This window comes from Streptomyces sp. JJ66, assembly GCF_019303495.1.
In the GTDB taxonomy this organism is placed as follows: Bacteria; Actinomycetota; Actinomycetes; order Streptomycetales; family Streptomycetaceae; genus Streptomyces.
Window position 1 is genome coordinate 108,792 of record NZ_JAEVFI010000004.1, and the last position, 16,596, is coordinate 125,387.

Consider the following 16,596-nt stretch of genomic DNA (forward strand, 5'->3'; position numbering starts at 1 on the left):
TCCATGCTTTGGCTCGTCTACAGCGGTGCAGCGCTCTGGGTCATCGTCCTGCTGCTCGGGGCGTTGCTGCGTCGTAGCAGTGGGTTCGGTCTTATCGGCGACTCAGCGGCGTTGGGGGTCGGCGCTGCGGTCTTTGCCCTCTTCCTCATCGTGACACTCGTCCTCAACTCCGCTGAGCTCGCCTTCGCTATTCCTGCTTCCGCGTTGTGGGGCCTTGCCATGGGGCAACTAGCGCACGTCACCCGACACAAAAAATAATCCAGACTATTACTTCACCAGAGCGTCTGGGGCGGTTCTTTGCAATCTAGTCCAGACGCGGTTTCGTTCAATGCAGAATGGGCTTCATGCCACGCGGCGATCACGTTAGATCCGAGACGTCCTCGCGCGGGAACTTCAAAACCTTGGAGACGTGCCCAGGCCCTGATTTCTGCCGTCGTCGCACCTGATGCCTTTGAGTGTCGAATTGGGCGGGCTTCCAGGTATTCGGATGGTGTTCGCTCGGCAGTCAGGAGAGTGGGATCGAGGGCAGCGATCGTGTCTGCTGGAAGGGCAGCAAGCTCTTTGGGTTCCATCTTATGAAGCCCACCACCGTAGACTCTTCCGCCGCCGCGCAAATCGTCCGCAGTGAGGGCCAGAAGGGCGCTGTGTACCTGCTGGATGGATGATGGGCTTTTCGCCAGGTATTCTTTTAGGGGGCCAATCGGGTAAAGCATCAAGTACATGTTAGTGGCGACGGCTTTTGAATCATTTCGAATAAAACGGAGCGGGTGTTTTTCGTCTTTTCCGCGACCCATGTATGTCAAGAGGATCGGCGCGGCTTCGCGCTGTTCCTGTTTGTACCATGGTGATCTCTTGCTGACGAGGTAGCCGCCCATGACTTTCTCGTCAGCAGTTTCGAGATATTTTGCCAGTTGAGGGTCTTCTTCGCGTAGCTGCTCCAAGGGGAGAGGGCAATCAATGAGTGCCAGCTGTTCAGGCAGCATCGGCCAGCCAGAATCTTTGGCTGAAATGGTGTCCACTTTAAGTTTACGCGGGCTGGGTAGAATCGGCCGCAGGAACCTGCGCTGGATGCCCAGCATCTCTGCATCCTGGCGGGGCATGATGAAAAAGTTGTTTGATCCTGTGGCCAGCCCCCTTCGGATCCTGAAGAAGTCAGACAATGTGGGACCTGATCGCTCGCCAGTGATGGCCCCTTTGGCATGCTGCGACCACTTACTTGTCGCCTGCAAGTCGGAGACAGAAAGTTGGTGGGAAACCCTCGGAACGGTGAGCGATCCCCCGAACGAGAATTCAGCCGAACAGGTGGGGTCTGGGAGTGTATTGCGGAATACTACTACAGTTGATGTCACAAGGGCGTCGTCGAATTGAACTTCCGAGGCGTCGTACCGGTGAACCCTCACCAAGGATACCTGTCTTGTCAGGTACTCCTTGAGCGCTGTCCCGTAGTTGACGTCCATAAACTCACTAGGGATTAGCCATGCGGAGACTGCACCAGGAGCCAACAACTTGTGGCTCAGCAATACGAAATACAGATAGAGCCCAGACAGGCCAGAGGGTCTGATGCCGGTTCGCGATTCACATAGGAAAGAGAGTTCACGCTTTTTAGAGGCAGTGAGGTGATGATGCCGAACATAGGGAGGATTCGCCACGAGAAGCGAGGCTGCGCAATTACTGATCGTTTCCGGGGAGGTGAAATCTGCTTCATGTACCTCTAGCCCAAAGTCAGCCCAAAGATCGGAGGCGGCTCGTGCGAAGCGATTATCTAGTTCAACGCCCACTGCCTGGTCCAACCGCTTATCACCAATGTGTCGCACCAGCGCAGAAAAGAAGGAGCCAGTTCCGCAAGAAGGCTCCATGAAGGAGATGCGATTCGCATCGTGCAACTGGAGCGCGTATCGCACGATCTCGGAAGCGAGCCTTGGCGGAGTTGCGAATTGTCCCCATCGGTTGCGGTCTAGCAATGTCCGACCTTGGTCCAGCGCTGTTTGCAGGGAGAGCCTTTGGCTCTCCCTGCTGGCCCACTGACTACACACCTGCCACCTCCAAGTCGTCAATTCTGTGCTCCCATACCCAGTCTAGGCCCTCGGCGGCGGAATAGCCGAGATACCCCGCGTTAAAGTATCCGCAAAGGAAAAGAAGCAAAGAAATATCGTTCCCGTATCGCTGCCGGAGCTGTCGAATCTTCGTAGCTTCTTCCTTTCTCCGCTTATTGGTGTTCGTGAAGTCGCCAGCCGATTTTGCCTCTATGAGAACGGGTAGACCGTGGCTCTTGGAAACGTGCGGCTGAATTACGACGTCGACTGGAATTTTGACCGGGTGATCGTCGCCGACAGTAACGATCTGCCGGAAGGAAAAAGTGCCAGGTTGCATGGCCGTGATATGCAGAGATGAAGGGTGTTGTTTTTTACTGTAACCCCGAGCGACAAGCCATCCTTCGATCAGGGCCAGTTGCCTTCGCTCCTGGGCGTTGCGAACAATGGGATCGGCAATGGAACCGCACAGGCGGTCAGCGACTACCGTTGCGGCGAGCTCCCGCTGGTGTGGTTGCGCCGTTCCGCCACCTCGACACCACTCAAAAAGATCCAAATCCAACAACTCGCTGATGACGGAGCACATACTCGAAAGATGATCATAGATCTCGGAATTTCTCATTCTGGGAGGAAATTTGCCCTCTTTCTCCATTTTATCCAAGAGGGTCTTATTTCCGTAGGAGAGGCCGATGAGGCGGTCCTTCGCCAGAGGTGGGGAAGTGCTCATGCGTAGGGCGGAAATAACCTTGGGATGTGACTGCAGGAGCTCTGGTGTGATGGAGGTCATGTTAACCGTCCAGTCAAACGCCCGCTCAACTTCATCAATCGTGTGTTGGCGGGTATCGCGGTACGCCTTTGGTGCTGCTTCAAGAAACCATTCATTGTAAAGGCGTACGGACGCCTGGACATCCTCGCTCCAGAGCTCCGGCCTGTTGGCATTAATCACTCAATATGCCCCTTCTGTTCCGCTTTGATGCGTCTCAGCTCATCGATAACGGCAGCAGTTTACGTAAGTCTTTTCTCGCATGTGGTGTCGTCGGAGCCAGTGCGGGCCACTACGGCGACCGCGACCCGCCCAGAACGACGCCGCACCGCTCGCCTACGCTTAAGGTGCCTGACGTTGCACGATGACGATACCGAGTGTGTCGCCCGCTCGGAACCGAGCACCGACCCCACCAGGCCGCAGAAGTGGGCGGTGGAGTCGATGACTGAACCTTGCCAACACTGAAGGGCCTCCGCCTTCAGGCGGAGGCCCTTCACTCGGGGCTGCGGGCCGTCCGCTTGCGCCGGGGCAGGCGGCGGCTCCGGGCGGGGCGGGGTCAGCCGCCGATGTACCAGTTGAAGCCGCCGCTGGCTAGGAAGATGATCGCGAGGATCGTGGCGATTGCGCCGAGGATGATGCCCGCCTTGGCCATCCCGGAAGCCACCCGCTGGTGTGCCAGCACACCGAGCACGATGGCGATCGGGCCGAGGACGATGCTGAAGACAAACAGCGAGATGATGCCTACGACGAGGCTGGCTATCGCCATGTTGCTGGCCGTCGAGCGTGAGGTCGTGCTGGCCATGTGGCACCTCTTCCGGGTCAAAAGTGAGTCAAGGATCGGGAGAGCGGGAACTCCTCCGACACACCGACTGCCCCCGAACGGACGTTTCACACTCGCTCAAAGTGGCTGGTGTGATGCAGTCGGGAGTCCCACCCGCACCGCACCCCGGGTGAGCCGCACTGCGCTGAGGCGTTGCGCCGGGCCAGTGCGCGCCGGGGCGGGTGGCTGCGCGGCTAGCGAGGGGTGCTGGGCTTCGTCACCCTCGTGCTGCGTGCCGTGGAGTGAGGCACCGGCGCCGTCGCCTGCCAGTAGGCGCGGACGCGGGTGTACTCGGCGTTCAGCACCGCCGCGCCGTCCCGCCGCCACGCCCGCGTCTGTGGCACCGCCAGCGGTACGTGCCGCCTGTCCGCCCGGACGACGACGATCCGGTACACCGCGCCGTCCAGCCGGTGGGTCAGCTCGACGGTGATGTCGTGGACCTGCGGCCACGCGACCCGGCGGCCACGCGGCAGGAGCCCGCCGCGCGTCCACAGCCCGTGGGCGTCCAGCACGGTGCGGGCGCCCGCGCGGTGCAGCAGCAGCGGCAGCAGGGCGCCGCACCCCCACGCGGAAGCCCAGAGCGGCCGGTCGGCGCCGTGGGCGACATCGGCCACCACGCACCCGGCCCAGCTCGCCGCGCCGACGACGCAGGCCAGCGCGGCGCCCGCGTACAGCCGCCCCCGGTGCGGATGCCGGTACGCCACGCGAGCGGGTAGCGCCACCCGGGTGGGGAGCGCCGCCCGGCCGGGTGCGGCCCTGCGGGCGGACGTCGCCCGGCGTGCGCGCGGGGCGCCGTCGTCGCGGCGCGGTCGCCGTGCTCGTCCTCGGGCCAGGAGGACGCACGTCAGGGCGACGACGGCTGCCACCGCAGCGCCGCCACCCAGTCGTGCCGTTCTCCGTGCCCTCACGTGTCCTCCCCTGAACCAGACGCCTGGACGCCCGCGCGGGGTTGACGGCGGCCCGCGCCGCGACGGGCACCGGCGCGGGCCGCCCGCCCGCCGTGTCCCCGGCGCACCCCTGGCCACCCGGCGCCCCCGGGAGCCGCCGCCGTCCCGCACCGCGAGACCCGACCGGAGCGGCGCGGGACCGGACGCAGGAGTGGACGCGGGGCCGGAAACGGCGGAGCCCCGCGCACCGCACGAAGCGGTGCGCGGGGCTCGCCAGGCGGCTGGCCCGCGCGGGGCGGACCGTCAGAAGCGGCGCGTGATCAGCGCCCGCTTGACCTCCTGGATCGCCTTGGTCACCTCGATACCGCGCGGGCAGGCATCCGTGCAGTTGAACGTGGTGCGGCAGCGCCACACGCCGTCCTTGTCGTTGAGGATCTCCAGGCGCTGCTCACCGGCGTCGTCGCGCGAGTCGAAGATGAACCGGTGGGCGTTGACGATCGCGGCGGGGCCGAAGTACTGGCCGTCGTTCCAGTAGATCGGGCAGGACGACGTGCACGCGGCGCACAGGATGCACTTGGTGGTGTCGTCGAACCGCTCGCGGTCCTCGGCGGTCTGGAACCGCTCGCGCGTCGGCTCGTTGCCGTTCGCGACGAGGAACGGCATGACGTCCCGGTACGCCTGGAAGAACGGCTCCATGTCAACCACCAGGTCCTTGAGGACGGTGAGGCCCTTGATGGCCTCCACGGTGATCGGCTTGTCCGGGTTGATGTCCTTGATCAGCGTCTTGCACGCCAGCCGGTTGCGGCCGTTGATGCGCATCGCGTCCGACCCGCAGATGCCGTGGGCGCACGAGCGGCGGAACGTCAGTGTGCCGTCCAGGTCCCACTTGATCTTGTGGAGGGCGTCCAGGACGCGCTCCTTGGGATCGATCTCGATCGTGAAGTCCTCCCAGAGCGCGTCCGCGGACACCTCCGGGTTGAACCGGCGGATGCGGAACGTCGCCGTGATGTTGGGGGAGGCGGCGTCCGAGGCCGTGGCGTCGGCCTTGTCGAGAGTCGTGGTGCTCATCAGTACTTACGCTCCATCGGCTGGTAGCGGGTCGTCACGACGGGCTTGTAGTCCAGCCGGATCGACTCGGTGCCGTCGGCGCCGACCTCGCGGTACGCCATGGTGTGGCGCATGAAGTTGACGTCGTCACGGTTCGGGTAGTCCTCGCGGTAGTGACCGCCGCGCGACTCCTTGCGGGCGAGCGCGGAAACCGCCGTCACCTCGGCCAGCTCCAGCAGGTTGCCCAGCTCGATGGCCTCCAGCAGGTCGGTGTTGAACCGCTTGCCCTTGTCCTGGACGCTGACGTTCCGGTACCGCTCGCGCAGTGCGGCGACCTCGGCGACGGCCTCCTTGAGCGTCTGCTCGGTGCGGAACACCATGACGTTCTTGTCCATGGTCTCCTGGAGCGCCTTGCGGATCTCGGTGACCCGCTCGCTGCCGGTGGCCGCGCGCAGCCGCTCCACCTCGGTCTCCACGAACTCCGCCGGCGCCTCGGGCAGCTCGACGAACTCCGCCGTCGCCGCGTACTCGGCGGCGGCGATGCCCGCGCGGCGGCCGAAGACGTTGATGTCCAGCAGCGAGTTGGTGCCCAGCCGGTTCGCGCCGTGCACGGACACGCAGGCCACCTCGCCAGCCGCGTACAGGCCCGGCACGACGGTCGTATTGTCCGCCAGCACCTCGCCCTGCACGTTGGTCGGGATGCCGCCCATGGCGTAGTGCGCGGTGGGCTGGATCGGGATCGGGTCGGTGTACGGCTCGATGCCCAGGTAGGTGCGCGCGAACTCGGTGATGTCCGGCAGCTTGGCGTCCAGCTGCTCCGGCGGCAGGTGGGTGAGGTCCAGGAAGACGTGGTCACCCTCCGGGCCGCAGCCCCGGCCCTCGCGGATCTCGGTGTAGATCGAGCGCGAGACGACGTCCCGCGAGGCCAGGTCCTTCATGACGGGCGCGTACTTCTCCATGAAGCGCTCGCCGTCCTTGTTGCGCAGGATGCCGCCCTCACCACGGGCGCCCTCGGTGAGCAGGATGCCCATGCGCCAGATGCCGGTCGGGTGGAACTGGAAGAACTCCATGTCCTCCAGCGGCAGCCCGCGCCGGAACGCGGCGGCCTGCCCGTCGCCGGTGAGGGTGTGGGCGTTGGAGGACACCTTGAAGAACTTGCCGTTGCCGCCCGAGGCGAAGATCACGGCCTTGGCCTGGAAGACGTGGATCTCGCCGGTGGCCAGGTCGTAGGCGACGACGCCGGAGGTGCGCTTGACGCCGTCCACCTCGCTGAGCAGCAGGTCCAGGACGTAGAACTCGTTGAAGAACTCCACGCCCTCCTTCACGCAGTTCTGGTACAGCGTCTGGAGGATCATGTGACCGGTGCGGTCGGCCGCGTAGCAGGAGCGGCGCACCGGCGCCTCGCCGTGGTTGCGGCTGTGCCCGCCGAAGCGGCGCTGGTCGATGGTGCCGTTCGGGGTGCGGTTGAACGGCAGGCCCATCTTCTCCAGGTCGAGGACGGCGTCGATGGCCTCCTTCGCCAGGATCTCGGCGGCGTCCTGGTCTACCAGGTAGTCACCGCCCTTGACCGTGTCGAAGGTGTGCCACTCCCAGTTGTCCTCCTCGACGTTCGCCAGGGCAGCGGCCATGCCGCCCTGCGCGGCGCCGGTGTGCGAACGCGTCGGGTACAGCTTGGTGAGGACGGCCGTGCGGCAGCGCTTGGTGGACTCGATCGCCGCCCGCATGCCCGCGCCACCGGCGCCGACGATGACGGTGTCGTACTTGTGGATCTTCATCAGCGTTACCTCAGCCCTCAGCCGATGTTCGGGTCGAAGGTGAAGATCACCAGCGTGCCCAGGAGGACGGTGAACACCGTCGCGGTGTACAGCAGCATCTTCAGCCAGAAGCGGGTGTTCGGCCGCTCGGCGTAGTCGTTGATGATCGTGCGCAGGCCGTTGCCTCCGTGCAGCATCGCCAGCCACAGCATGATCAGGTCCCACGTCATCCAGAACGGGGACGCCCAGCGGCCCGCCACGAAGGCGAAGCTGATCTTGGAGACGCCGCCGTCCAGCACGAGCTGGATGAGCAGGTGGCCGAGGACCAGGACGACCAGCAGGATGCCGGACAGCCGCATGAAGATCCAGCCGTACAGCTCGAAGTTGCCACGGGTGGACTTCGGCGTGCGGGCGGTACGGGTCCGGGGCGGCTCGATGACGGGAGCCGGGTGGTCCACGGAGGGACGGTTGTCGTTGGAGTCGAGGGTGACGGACATCGCTATCAGCTCCCGAACACTTCGTAGATCGCGTGCGAGAGGACGGGCCAGAAGGCCCCGGCCATCAGGACGGCCCAGATGCCCACGACGGCCCACAGCATCTGCTTTTGCAGGCGGGCACCCTTGGACCAGAAGTCCACCGCGACGACCCGCAGGCCGTTGAGCGCGTGGAACAGGACGGCGGCCACCAGGCCGTACTCCATCAGGGCGACCACGGGATTCTTGTAGACCGCGATCGTCTCGTCGTAGGCCTCGGGGGAGACCCGCACGAGAGCGGTGTCGAGGACATGCACGAACAGGAAGAAGAAGATGAGGACGCCGGTGACTCGGTGAGCCACCCAGCTCCACATGCCTTCCCGGCCGCGGTACAGCGTTCCAGCCGGCACGGAAAACCCTCCGGGAGCGGGGAAAGGGCCTGCCGGCTTCCATGTCGGTCGGGCCCGGCCGGGTACGGTCCACCGGCCGCGGCCATCGTAACGACGCCCTGTCGGTTCCCTTGCGCGGGGGGCGGGGATGTGATCAATCAGGCACGTACGGGCTACCCGCCGTGACAGCCCGCCCACCGTGACCCGGGTCGGCCCCGGGCGGGGGCGTTGGCGGGGCGGCTCGCGAGGGGGTGGCCGGAGCCGGACGCGGCCTCCGGTTTCAGTCGGCGGCGTCGGCGTGCGGGGCCGGGGCGCCCTCACCGGGACGCGGCGCGCCGGGGGTGTCCGGGACGGACGCGAGCAGCGCGCGCAGGCGGGACTGGGCCAGCTTGCGCAGCTCCTCGGCGGCGACCGCGTGCTCGGCGTCGGGGGTGTGGCTCAGCCGGGTGTGGATCGCGGACAGCATCTGGTCCAGGTGTTCGCCGGGCGGCAGCGCGTCCAGGCAGATGACGAACGCGTGCCCGAAACGGCTCTCGTACGCCGCCTGGGCCGCCCGCAGCGCGGTGTGCGCGGCCAGTGCGCCCGGGCCGTCGGTGACCGGCTGCCGCGTCGCGGACTCCGCCGCCAGCGCCTCGACCACGTCCGGCTCCGCCAGGTCGTAACTGGCCTCCTCGGCCGCCGCGAGCAAGGCGTGCCCGTCCGGATACGGACGGTGGACGGCCAGGAGTTCGGCCCAGCGCTGACTGCCGCAGCAGGCGAGCAGCGTAACCACCGCCGTCTCGACCGACGCATTGTTCAGCCGGCCGAGCGGTGTGCGCGGACCACGCTGGGCGGGCAGGCGCATGGACTCCTCGGAAGGGTGCGGGATACAGACGGTGTCTACCGTAACGGGCGAGCCGGTACAGCCTCCGACGGATGCGCGAATATCACCCGAACGGTGCCGAGCCCGCCCCCCAACCTCAGCGGAATCCGACGCTCCGCCCACCTCCCGCCCACCTCTCGCGCGCCCCCGTCCCGACGCCCGCACGGAACGGCAGGTTCCGCCAGGGCGCGCGGAACCAGGCCCCCCGCGCCTACAGTGCGAAGCATGGCCGGTAAGCGACGCGCACAGCCGAGCGGCCGCCACGGCGGCGGACAGCAGGCGAACGAACGCCACCCGAACGAGGTACGGCAGGCACGCCAGCGGTACGCCCTCGTCGGCGTCGTCGTCGTCACCCTCCTCGCTGGGACGGTGTTCTCCCTGACCCAGGCCGGTGACGAGGAGGAGACGGGGCCGGGCCGCGACCTGCCCACCGGTCCCGCCGCCACCGACACCCTCTCCCCACGCCCGGACCGCCCCGCGCCCGAGCCGCGCTCCATACCCCCCATACGTGAGTGGGAACCGGCCCGCGGCCCCGGCTGGGAGCCCGTGGACGGGACCCGGATCATCGCCGCCCCCGACGGCCCGCTCGCCGACGAAGCCCGCCTGCTGGCCCGCGAACTCGACGTCGAGGCCGCAGACGGCCCGGCCCGCTCCGGCGACGTCGAGCTGACGATCGACGAAGACGCCGAAGGCGGCCGCGAGGCGTACACGCTCACCACCGGCGACGGCCGGGTCGAGATCACCGGCAGCGACGACGCGGGCGTCTTCTACGGCACCCGCACCCTGCTCCACACGCTCCGCGACCGCGGCTACCTCTCCGAGGGCCAGATACGCGACCGGCCCGACCGCCCCCAGCGCGGCCTGCTCATCGACACCGCGCGCAAGCCCTTCAGCGCCGAATGGCTCCAGGCCCGCGTCCGGCAGATGGCCGACCTCAAGCTCAACCAGCTCCACCTGCACTTCGCCGACGACCAGGGCTTCCGCATCGCCAGCGAGAGCCACCCGGACATCGTCTCCGCGCAGCACCTCACCAAGGGCCAGGTCCGCGACCTGATCGACCTGGCGAACTCGCTGCACATCACCGTCATCCCGGAGATCGACTCCCCCGGCCACCTCGGCGCCGTCCTGAAGGCGTACCCCGACCTCCAGCTCCGGGACGCCGGCGGCGAGCCCGTGCGCGGTGCCATCGACATCTCCGATCCGCGCGCCGCCGAGATCCTGGACGACCTGCTGAACGAGTTCGCCCCGCTCTTCCCCGGCCGCTGGTTCCACCTCGGCGGCGACGAGTACGCGCCGCTGTTCCGCGAGAATCCGGCCGCGTCCTTCCCCGGCCTCCAGCAGGCCGCCGAGGACGCCTTCGGCCCGGACGCCGACATCGAGGACCTGGCCACCGACTGGCTCAACGACCGCGCGGCCACCGTCGTGAAGCACGACAAGCTGCCGCAAGTGTGGAACGACGGCATGCACGAGGGCGGCGAGGTCCGCCCGAGCGAGCCCCGCCAGGTGACCTACTGGACGGGCCGCGAGCTCGGCGCCCGCGAACCGGTGTCCTACCTGGAAGAGGGCTGGGACCTGATCAACCTCAACAGCCAGTACCTCTACTACGTGCTCGGCGAGCCCAACGAGTTCACCTACCCCACCGGCAAGGCCATCTACGAGGAGTGGACGCCCGACGTGCTGCGCGGCAGCGACCCCGTGCCCGAACAGTACGCGGGCGCCGACCGCGTCCTGGGCGGCCGGTTCGCCGTCTGGTGCGACCTGGCCGACGCCCAGACCCCGGCCGAGGTGGCCGCCGGCATCCGCCTCCCGCTCGCCGCCACCGCCGCCAAGCTGTGGAACCCCGCCGACCCGGCCCTCACCTGGCCCGAGTTCACCACCCTCGCGGGCCGCGTGGACGACTAGCCACGCGCTCGCCGCGCCGGGGGCGGACACCCGTACAGGGCCAGACAGCTGGCCCCGTCGGCCCCGGGGGACGACGCCCCGGGTCCGGCGCCGCCCTCCAGCGCACTCCCACACCACCACTGGCGGCACCCCGCAGGATGTTTTCAGCCAAGATGCTGGCGTGATGTGCCTCAGTTGTCGCGGCTCATCAGTTCTCACATGTCAAGTGTGCGTCGCGTAGGGCATGTTGAGATGGCTGTTTTTGATCGGTGTGGCGCATGAGATTAGGGGAACATGCGTGCGTTTTGTGTGGCGTGTGTGACACGTTGCGTCCGCTGTGGCGGCCGCAGGGGTCGCCCAGGCATCTTCCTGGGGGGAAGATTTGTCTCAGCGTGCTTCGGGCGCGTCATCTCGGCGTACCCGGATATCCGTCAGATCCAGCCTGATCGCGGTGGCGGCCGCGCTGGCCACCACCGCCAGTGTGGTCCCGGCCGTGGCTGAACCCGGCCCGGCGCCCGAGTCGGTGTGGGGCAAGGCCGAGAAGGTCGAGCAGCCCACGTTCCAGGTCGGCACCAACACCCCGCCGGAGTCGGAGCCGTCGGCGAGGTTGACGCCGGAGGAAAAGTCGTGGACCAAGCATGAGCTGCGCCTGGCCGAATCGGGCGCACAGTCTGCGGCTGCCCCGTCGGCCGCAGTGCCGGAGGGCCAGGGCGAGGTGCCCTGGCATCAGATCAGCGACACCCGGCTGACCGACTCCCTGGTAGCGCGGGTGAACTTCTCCAACGGCAACCTGATGCTGGCGCGTACCGACTTCGATATCGCCGGAGTGGGGCAGCAGCTCCAGCTCACTCAGACCTACAACTCACTGCCCTCTCCGCACGGGAAACCGGCGCTGACGTGGTGGTTCAACTACGAGCGCCGCCTGGACAGCACCGACGGCGCGATGGTGCTCTTCGACCACACCGGCGCCAGCGTGCGCTTCGAGGAGAACAGTAACGGCAGCTTCGCCACCCCGGCGGGCTACTCCAAGGACCTGGTCAAAGACGACGACGGCACCTACCAGGTGACGGACCGTAAGTCGGGCATGACGGACCACTTCAACGCCGACGGTGTGCTCACCGAGGTGACCGACCGCAACGACGGGAAGGTCACCGTTACCCGGAGTGCGGACGGCGGGTTCACCGTCACCGACGAGCGCACCGGCCGCTGGGTCGAGTACGCCGAGGTCGTTTCGCACATCAAGTGGCAGGCCAAGGACAACACTGGCCGCACGGTGACCTACAACTTCGACACCAATGACAACCTCGTCGGCTTCACGGACGCGGCGGGGAAGAAGACCGTCTTCGCCTATGACGCCGGGACCGACGGCCGGATCTGGAAGGTCACCAGCCCCGAGGGGCGGGAGACGGTCTTCACCTACGACGCGCACGACCGCGTCACCTCGATGCAGCGCCGCCCGAACGGCGGGAAGAACGGCCCGACATGGACCTACGCCTACTCCTCCGACACCCCCGGAGGTGAAGGCACCACGACGGTGGCCGACCCGGACGAGGACGAGACGGTCTACCACTACAACGACGAGGGCGGGGTGACGAAGGTGGTAGACCCGCTCGGCCACGAGCGGTCGCAGTCCTTCGACGCCCAGCACAATGTCGTCACCGCCACCGACGCGATGGGCATCGGCTCCAGCCCCGGCAATGTCACCACCTACGGCTGGGACTCGCGCAACAACCCCACCTCCGCGCAGCTGCCCACCGGAGCAACCGCCTCGCTGACCGGTTACCAGACCATCGCTGGCGCCGACCTGCCCGGCACGTTGACCAGCGCCGACGGGGAGAAGACCAGCTACGAGTACGACGCCAAGGGCAATACCCTCTCCGTCGCCGTGAGCGGTGACGAGGGCGGCACGCGCGACTTCGAGTACAACGACTCCACCCCTGAGTGCGGCGGCTTCGAGGGCCAGCGCTGCTCGGCGGAGGACGCCAACAACAACAAGACGTCCTTCACCTACGACGCCAAGGGCAACCTGACCAAGGCCGCCCCGCCCGCCCCGATGGGCGCCACCACCTACACCTACGACGCGCTGGGCCGCCCGGCCACCGTCACCGACGGCCGGGGCACCACGCTGGCCTACACCTACGACGCGCGCGACCGCGTCACCAAGGTCGCCCCCGCTTCGGGCAGCGCCGTTACCTACACCTACGACGGCGACGGCAACCGCACCTCGCGCACCGATGCCACCGGGACCACCCAGTACACCTACGACGGGATGAGCCGCGAGACGGTGCGCACCCTGCGGGACGGTTCCCAGACGGTCACCGCCTACACCGCCAGCGAAGGCAACGTCGACTACTACCAGGACCCGGCGGGCACAGTTGACTACACCTACGACGCCGCCAACCGGCTGACCAAGCTGCACAAGGGCACCACCACCACCTACGAGTACAACGCCAACAACCAGCGCACCAAAACCATCTACCCCGGCAACGTAGAGCAGAAGATCACCCTCGACGAGTCCGGACGCCCCACCAGGATCACCGCCACCTCCGGTAACTCCACCTACGTGGACCTGTCCTACGACTACGCCTACACCAGCGGTGGGGACACCAAGGACGGCACCAAGATCCGCATCCGCACCAACCACCGGGACGACACGAAGCTCTCCTACGACTACGGCTCCCAGGGCCGCCTGGCCTATGCCGAGGAAACCCACAGCGGCGAGCAGACCGCATCCTGGCGATACTGCTTCGACCCGGCCGGAAACCTCACCAGCACCTCCACCTCCGACAACAGCTGCCCTGGCAGTACCAGCTACACCTACAACGACGCCTCTCAGCTGACTGCCAAGAACGGCAACAGCGACGGATGGTCCTACGACAAGGCCGGTAACGAAACCGCCGCTGCCTCCTCGGCAGACCAGGCGCGCACTGACGCCGAGTACAGCGCCTACAACCAGCTCACCGAGTTCACCGCAGGCGGCACCCGGCACACCGCCCAGTACGCGGGCACCACCAACACCGAACGCGTCACGTTCGACCAGACCGTCTTCTACCATGGCCAACTGGGCCTGGCAGCCACCGCCGGCGGCCAGTACACCGAGTTCACCCGTGAGCCCTCGGGCACCCTCAACTCGGCGAACGTGGACGGCAAGCGGTACTGGTACCTCACCGACGCCCTCGGTTCGGTCGTCGGCATGGTGGACGGAGGCGGAAACCTGACCCACGAGTACGCCTACACCCCCACCGGCGTGGACCGGGGCACACCCCAGGAGCAAAAGCCCCAGCCCTACCGCTTCGCCGGCACCTACAAAGACCCCACCGGCCTCTACAAGATGGGAGCCCGCTACTACGACCCCCACCTTCACCCAACCCGACCCCAGCGGCCAGGAAACCAACCCCTACCTCTACGCCATCGGCGACCCCATCAACCGCATCGATCCGAGCGGGCTCTTCAGCTTCAAGGAATTCCTTGACGTAGGTAGCCAAGCTTTCGGGGCTTTGAGTGGTTGCTACGCGGGAATCCAGGCGGCGGCGCAGAGCGGCATGATAATGGCTGGCGCTGTCCTCGGGGGCGGCGTGGGAGGGTTCGCTGTAGGTGCGGCTGGTTGTGTTGTCGGGGGCGCTATCGGATACTACGGTGGAGAGCTAGTAGTGTAACAGTAGAATAGAACCTTAGCGCCCGCTGAAGGCTATCGCATTGCAGTGCTGACGTTCTTGGTGCTGCAATGCGATAGGCGTGTTCGGTATGGCGCTTGTACTTTTCTGGCCTAAAGGCGGGAGATCACTGTGAGTATGAAGACGAAATTTCAGATACTCATCCTCGCAACTTATGTGGCCAGCATCGTGATGCTGGTGACTGGTGTCAGGGCAGAGGGAGTCAATAAGGTGGTTGCACTCACTCTCGGGGTTGTTGGAGTATTTGCGTCGGTTACATTGACTTTCATTACTTGGCGCGGCTTTAAAAATGGGAAGAAGATATAGATATCGCAACATAATTGCGGTCGACTCGGAGGAAGGGGCTGGGCATTCCCACTGACAGGCGGTGTTCGTGCCGTCTAGCTAACCTGCGAGTACGCCTGCGCCCCTACCGGCGAGGATCATGAAATGAGCATGCGGAAGAACCCGGCATATCTCATGATGCATGGGATAATCTAATTCGTTTGCGGATCTACTCTTGCCTTCCTGTGGGTAGGGCTACAGGTGGTGAACCGTTTGGTCCCCTGTTCTTCTTAGTTGTTTTCTTGGTAATGTGCGGATTGGCGTGTATCGCTCGAGGCGCCGTAAGGAGGGCTCAGAAGGCTAGGTGAATATGAGGCTATATAAAACACCCGGGCCGTACTCCCCTCCGACCGACCTGAACTCTGCAATCCTGTTCGTATTGGCTCTCCTGGTGGTCTCGGCTCTTCTGGTGTTTATTTTCAACAAACTCAGGTAGTCATATTTACGGTAGGGGGGTTATGAGCCAGCGCCGGGCGGATACCCTCTACATTCCCGTGGCAGTTCTCGTACTGGTAGCCGCTGTGATAATCGGCAGCGTACTGGGAGAAAATGGGGCAGTCCGAGTCTCGGCACTAGCCGTGGGAGGGGTCATAGCAATCATTCTTTTGGCCTACAAGATCACGCAATGGTCCAAGCGGCGTTGATGCCTGACTGGCCTGATGGCTAGTTACCGTAACTCAGCGGCAGGCCAATGCAGTTCTGTTGCATCTATCGAATCGAAAGGCGAAACGTGACGAAGTGGAGCTCAGAGTCTACTACCATCACTACAGCGACTCATTTCTTCTGCTGTGGGTCGTGATCACAGTCGTGGCACTTGTTGCAATATGGTTGTACTTTCACTTCAACGGGCGTGGTTGAGTAAGGCTTTCTCAGTCGGACACCGTGAGCCTTGAGGCTCCCTCGACTCTGTGAAGGTGGACGGTAAGCGGCACTGGTACCTCACCGACGCTCACGGTTCGGTTATCGGGATGGTGACGACCGAACCGATCCCTGCGGACGTTCTTTCAATTGCCTTAAGAGCGGTCTGGCGTTCGTGGGAAGAGAGGCGTTGCTTGGTGTCACTGCGCTTGTAGGTGTCACAAGTGGGAGTGCCTGTTGGTTTCTCGGTGGAACTGAAGCGTCGGCGGCAGCACCTACATCGAAAGGGTTCGAATCGTGTTTCTGACCGCCAAAATATTGCTCCTCCTCGGCCTGGCTGTGCTGGCGTTCGTTGCCATCACAGAATTCCAGGACGGCAGAGCTTTCGAAGGCGTCACACTGAGCGTCGGAGCACTTTTCCTTGCGGCCGTTGCGTTGGTGCAGTGGAAACGCTCATCCAAAAGTGGTAGCTAGTTGAGTTCGACGCACGTGAGGTGTCCTCGCCGGGTATTGGCGAGGACACCTCACGCACTTGTAGATTAATCACATACGTGGGAGTCGTGGGGGTGGACTGTTGCCGAAACGCCTGGCCGAAGCGTAGTATTATAGATGGGACAGTGAAAATCCGATTCGGAAAGTTGGTCCCTTCCTGTGGGAATGGATAAGTCATGCGTCGCTTTAGCGTGCTTATATTGGTCTGTTCGGTTTCGGCTGCTGGCCTGGTCGTCACTTCTCCGAATGCTGCAGACATCCAGGAGCTGTGGTGGTGTGACTACTCAGCGGGTCGTGTGACCTGTCGCTGATCGGATCGTTGGTCTGTTTGTGGGCCTGTCG

The 16,596-nt window shown here is 65.1% G+C and carries 13 protein-coding genes; 4 read left to right on the forward strand and 9 right to left on the reverse strand.

Annotation, left to right across the window (positions count from 1 at the left end; translation table 11 throughout):
* Positions 1-3: 3 nt before the first annotated feature.
* A complete protein-coding gene (locus JJV70_RS04750) occupies positions 4-258 on the forward strand; it encodes a hypothetical protein (protein ID WP_219046413.1) in 255 nt (84 codons plus the stop codon).
* A gap of 14 nt (positions 259-272) precedes the next feature.
* Here JJV70_RS04750 and JJV70_RS04755 read toward each other — a convergent pair whose 3' ends face one another.
* From JJV70_RS04755 to JJV70_RS04795, 9 genes are all read right to left on the reverse strand, one after another.
* Complete coding sequence (locus tag JJV70_RS04755) at positions 273-2,033, reverse strand: histone-like nucleoid-structuring protein Lsr2 (protein WP_219046414.1); 1,761 nt, start codon at positions 2,031-2,033, stop codon at positions 273-275.
* Positions 2,026-2,976, reverse strand: coding sequence for a XamI family restriction endonuclease (locus JJV70_RS04760; RefSeq protein WP_308294683.1), 951 nt, complete (start codon positions 2,974-2,976; stop codon positions 2,026-2,028). The genes JJV70_RS04755 and JJV70_RS04760 overlap by 8 nt, the downstream gene beginning before the upstream one ends.
* Positions 2,977-3,349: 373 nt before the next feature.
* Positions 3,350-3,595 (reverse strand): DUF4190 domain-containing protein, encoded by a 246-nt coding sequence (locus JJV70_RS04765; protein ID WP_219046415.1) that lies wholly within the window; start codon positions 3,593-3,595, stop codon positions 3,350-3,352.
* Positions 3,596-3,807: 212 nt separating this feature from the next.
* Complete coding sequence (locus JJV70_RS04770) at positions 3,808-4,317, reverse strand: hypothetical protein (protein WP_219046416.1); 510 nt, start codon at positions 4,315-4,317, stop codon at positions 3,808-3,810.
* A 486-nt stretch (positions 4,318-4,803) separates the two neighbouring features.
* Positions 4,804-5,568, reverse strand: a complete 765-nt coding sequence (locus JJV70_RS04775; RefSeq protein ID WP_219046417.1) for a succinate dehydrogenase iron-sulfur subunit — start codon at positions 5,566-5,568, stop codon at positions 4,804-4,806.
* The gene (sdhA, locus tag JJV70_RS04780; protein ID WP_219046418.1) at positions 5,568-7,322 is read right to left on the reverse strand and encodes a succinate dehydrogenase flavoprotein subunit; all 1,755 of its coding nucleotides are present in this window, start codon (positions 7,320-7,322) and stop codon (positions 5,568-5,570) included. The genes JJV70_RS04775 and sdhA overlap by 1 nt, the downstream gene beginning before the upstream one ends.
* A gap of 17 nt (positions 7,323-7,339) precedes the next feature.
* Complete coding sequence (locus JJV70_RS04785) at positions 7,340-7,798, reverse strand: succinate dehydrogenase hydrophobic membrane anchor subunit (RefSeq protein WP_219046419.1); 459 nt, start codon at positions 7,796-7,798, stop codon at positions 7,340-7,342.
* Between the two features lie 5 nt (positions 7,799-7,803).
* Positions 7,804-8,184 (reverse strand): succinate dehydrogenase, cytochrome b556 subunit, encoded by a 381-nt coding sequence (sdhC, locus tag JJV70_RS04790; RefSeq protein ID WP_219046420.1) that lies wholly within the window; start codon positions 8,182-8,184, stop codon positions 7,804-7,806.
* 259 nt (positions 8,185-8,443) lie between these two features.
* A complete protein-coding gene (locus tag JJV70_RS04795; protein ID WP_219046421.1) occupies positions 8,444-9,007 on the reverse strand; it encodes a 2-oxo-4-hydroxy-4-carboxy-5-ureidoimidazoline decarboxylase in 564 nt (187 codons plus the stop codon).
* Between the two features lie 243 nt (positions 9,008-9,250).
* Here JJV70_RS04795 and JJV70_RS04800 point away from each other — a divergent pair, with 243 nt between their 5' ends.
* The 3 genes from JJV70_RS04800 (at position 9,251) to JJV70_RS04810 (ending at position 14,886) form a co-directional block, all read left to right on the forward strand.
* Positions 9,251-10,927 carry a glycoside hydrolase family 20 protein gene (locus tag JJV70_RS04800; RefSeq protein ID WP_219046422.1) on the forward strand — a complete coding sequence of 559 codons (1,677 nt, stop codon included), beginning with the start codon at positions 9,251-9,253 and terminating at the stop codon, positions 10,925-10,927.
* A 430-nt stretch (positions 10,928-11,357) separates the two neighbouring features.
* Positions 11,358-14,378, forward strand: coding sequence for a DUF6531 domain-containing protein (locus JJV70_RS04805; RefSeq protein ID WP_308294684.1), 3,021 nt, complete (start codon positions 11,358-11,360; stop codon positions 14,376-14,378).
* Between the two features lie 313 nt (positions 14,379-14,691).
* Positions 14,692-14,886 carry a hypothetical protein gene (locus tag JJV70_RS04810; RefSeq protein ID WP_219046423.1) on the forward strand — a complete coding sequence of 65 codons (195 nt, stop codon included), beginning with the start codon at positions 14,692-14,694 and terminating at the stop codon, positions 14,884-14,886.
* Positions 14,887-16,596 lie beyond the last annotated feature (1,710 nt).

Excerpts from the sequence above, each read along its gene's own strand:
- sdhA (WP_219046418.1), bottom strand. The coding sequence starts at position 7,322 with ATGAAGATCCACAAGTACGACACCGTCATCGTCGGCGCCGGTGGCGCG.
- JJV70_RS04785 (WP_219046419.1), bottom strand. The coding sequence starts at position 7,798 with ATGTCCGTCACCCTCGACTCCAACGACAACCGTCCCTCCGTGGACCAC.
- JJV70_RS04795 (WP_219046421.1), bottom strand. The coding sequence starts at position 9,007 with ATGCGCCTGCCCGCCCAGCGTGGTCCGCGCACACCGCTCGGCCGGCTG.
- JJV70_RS04765 (WP_219046415.1), bottom strand. The coding sequence starts at position 3,595 with ATGGCCAGCACGACCTCACGCTCGACGGCCAGCAACATGGCGATAGCC.
- JJV70_RS04775 (WP_219046417.1), bottom strand. The coding sequence starts at position 5,568 with ATGAGCACCACGACTCTCGACAAGGCCGACGCCACGGCCTCGGACGCC.
- JJV70_RS04750 (WP_219046413.1), top strand. The coding sequence starts at position 4 with ATGCTTTGGCTCGTCTACAGCGGTGCAGCGCTCTGGGTCATCGTCCTG.
- JJV70_RS04800 (WP_219046422.1), top strand. The coding sequence starts at position 9,251 with ATGGCCGGTAAGCGACGCGCACAGCCGAGCGGCCGCCACGGCGGCGGA.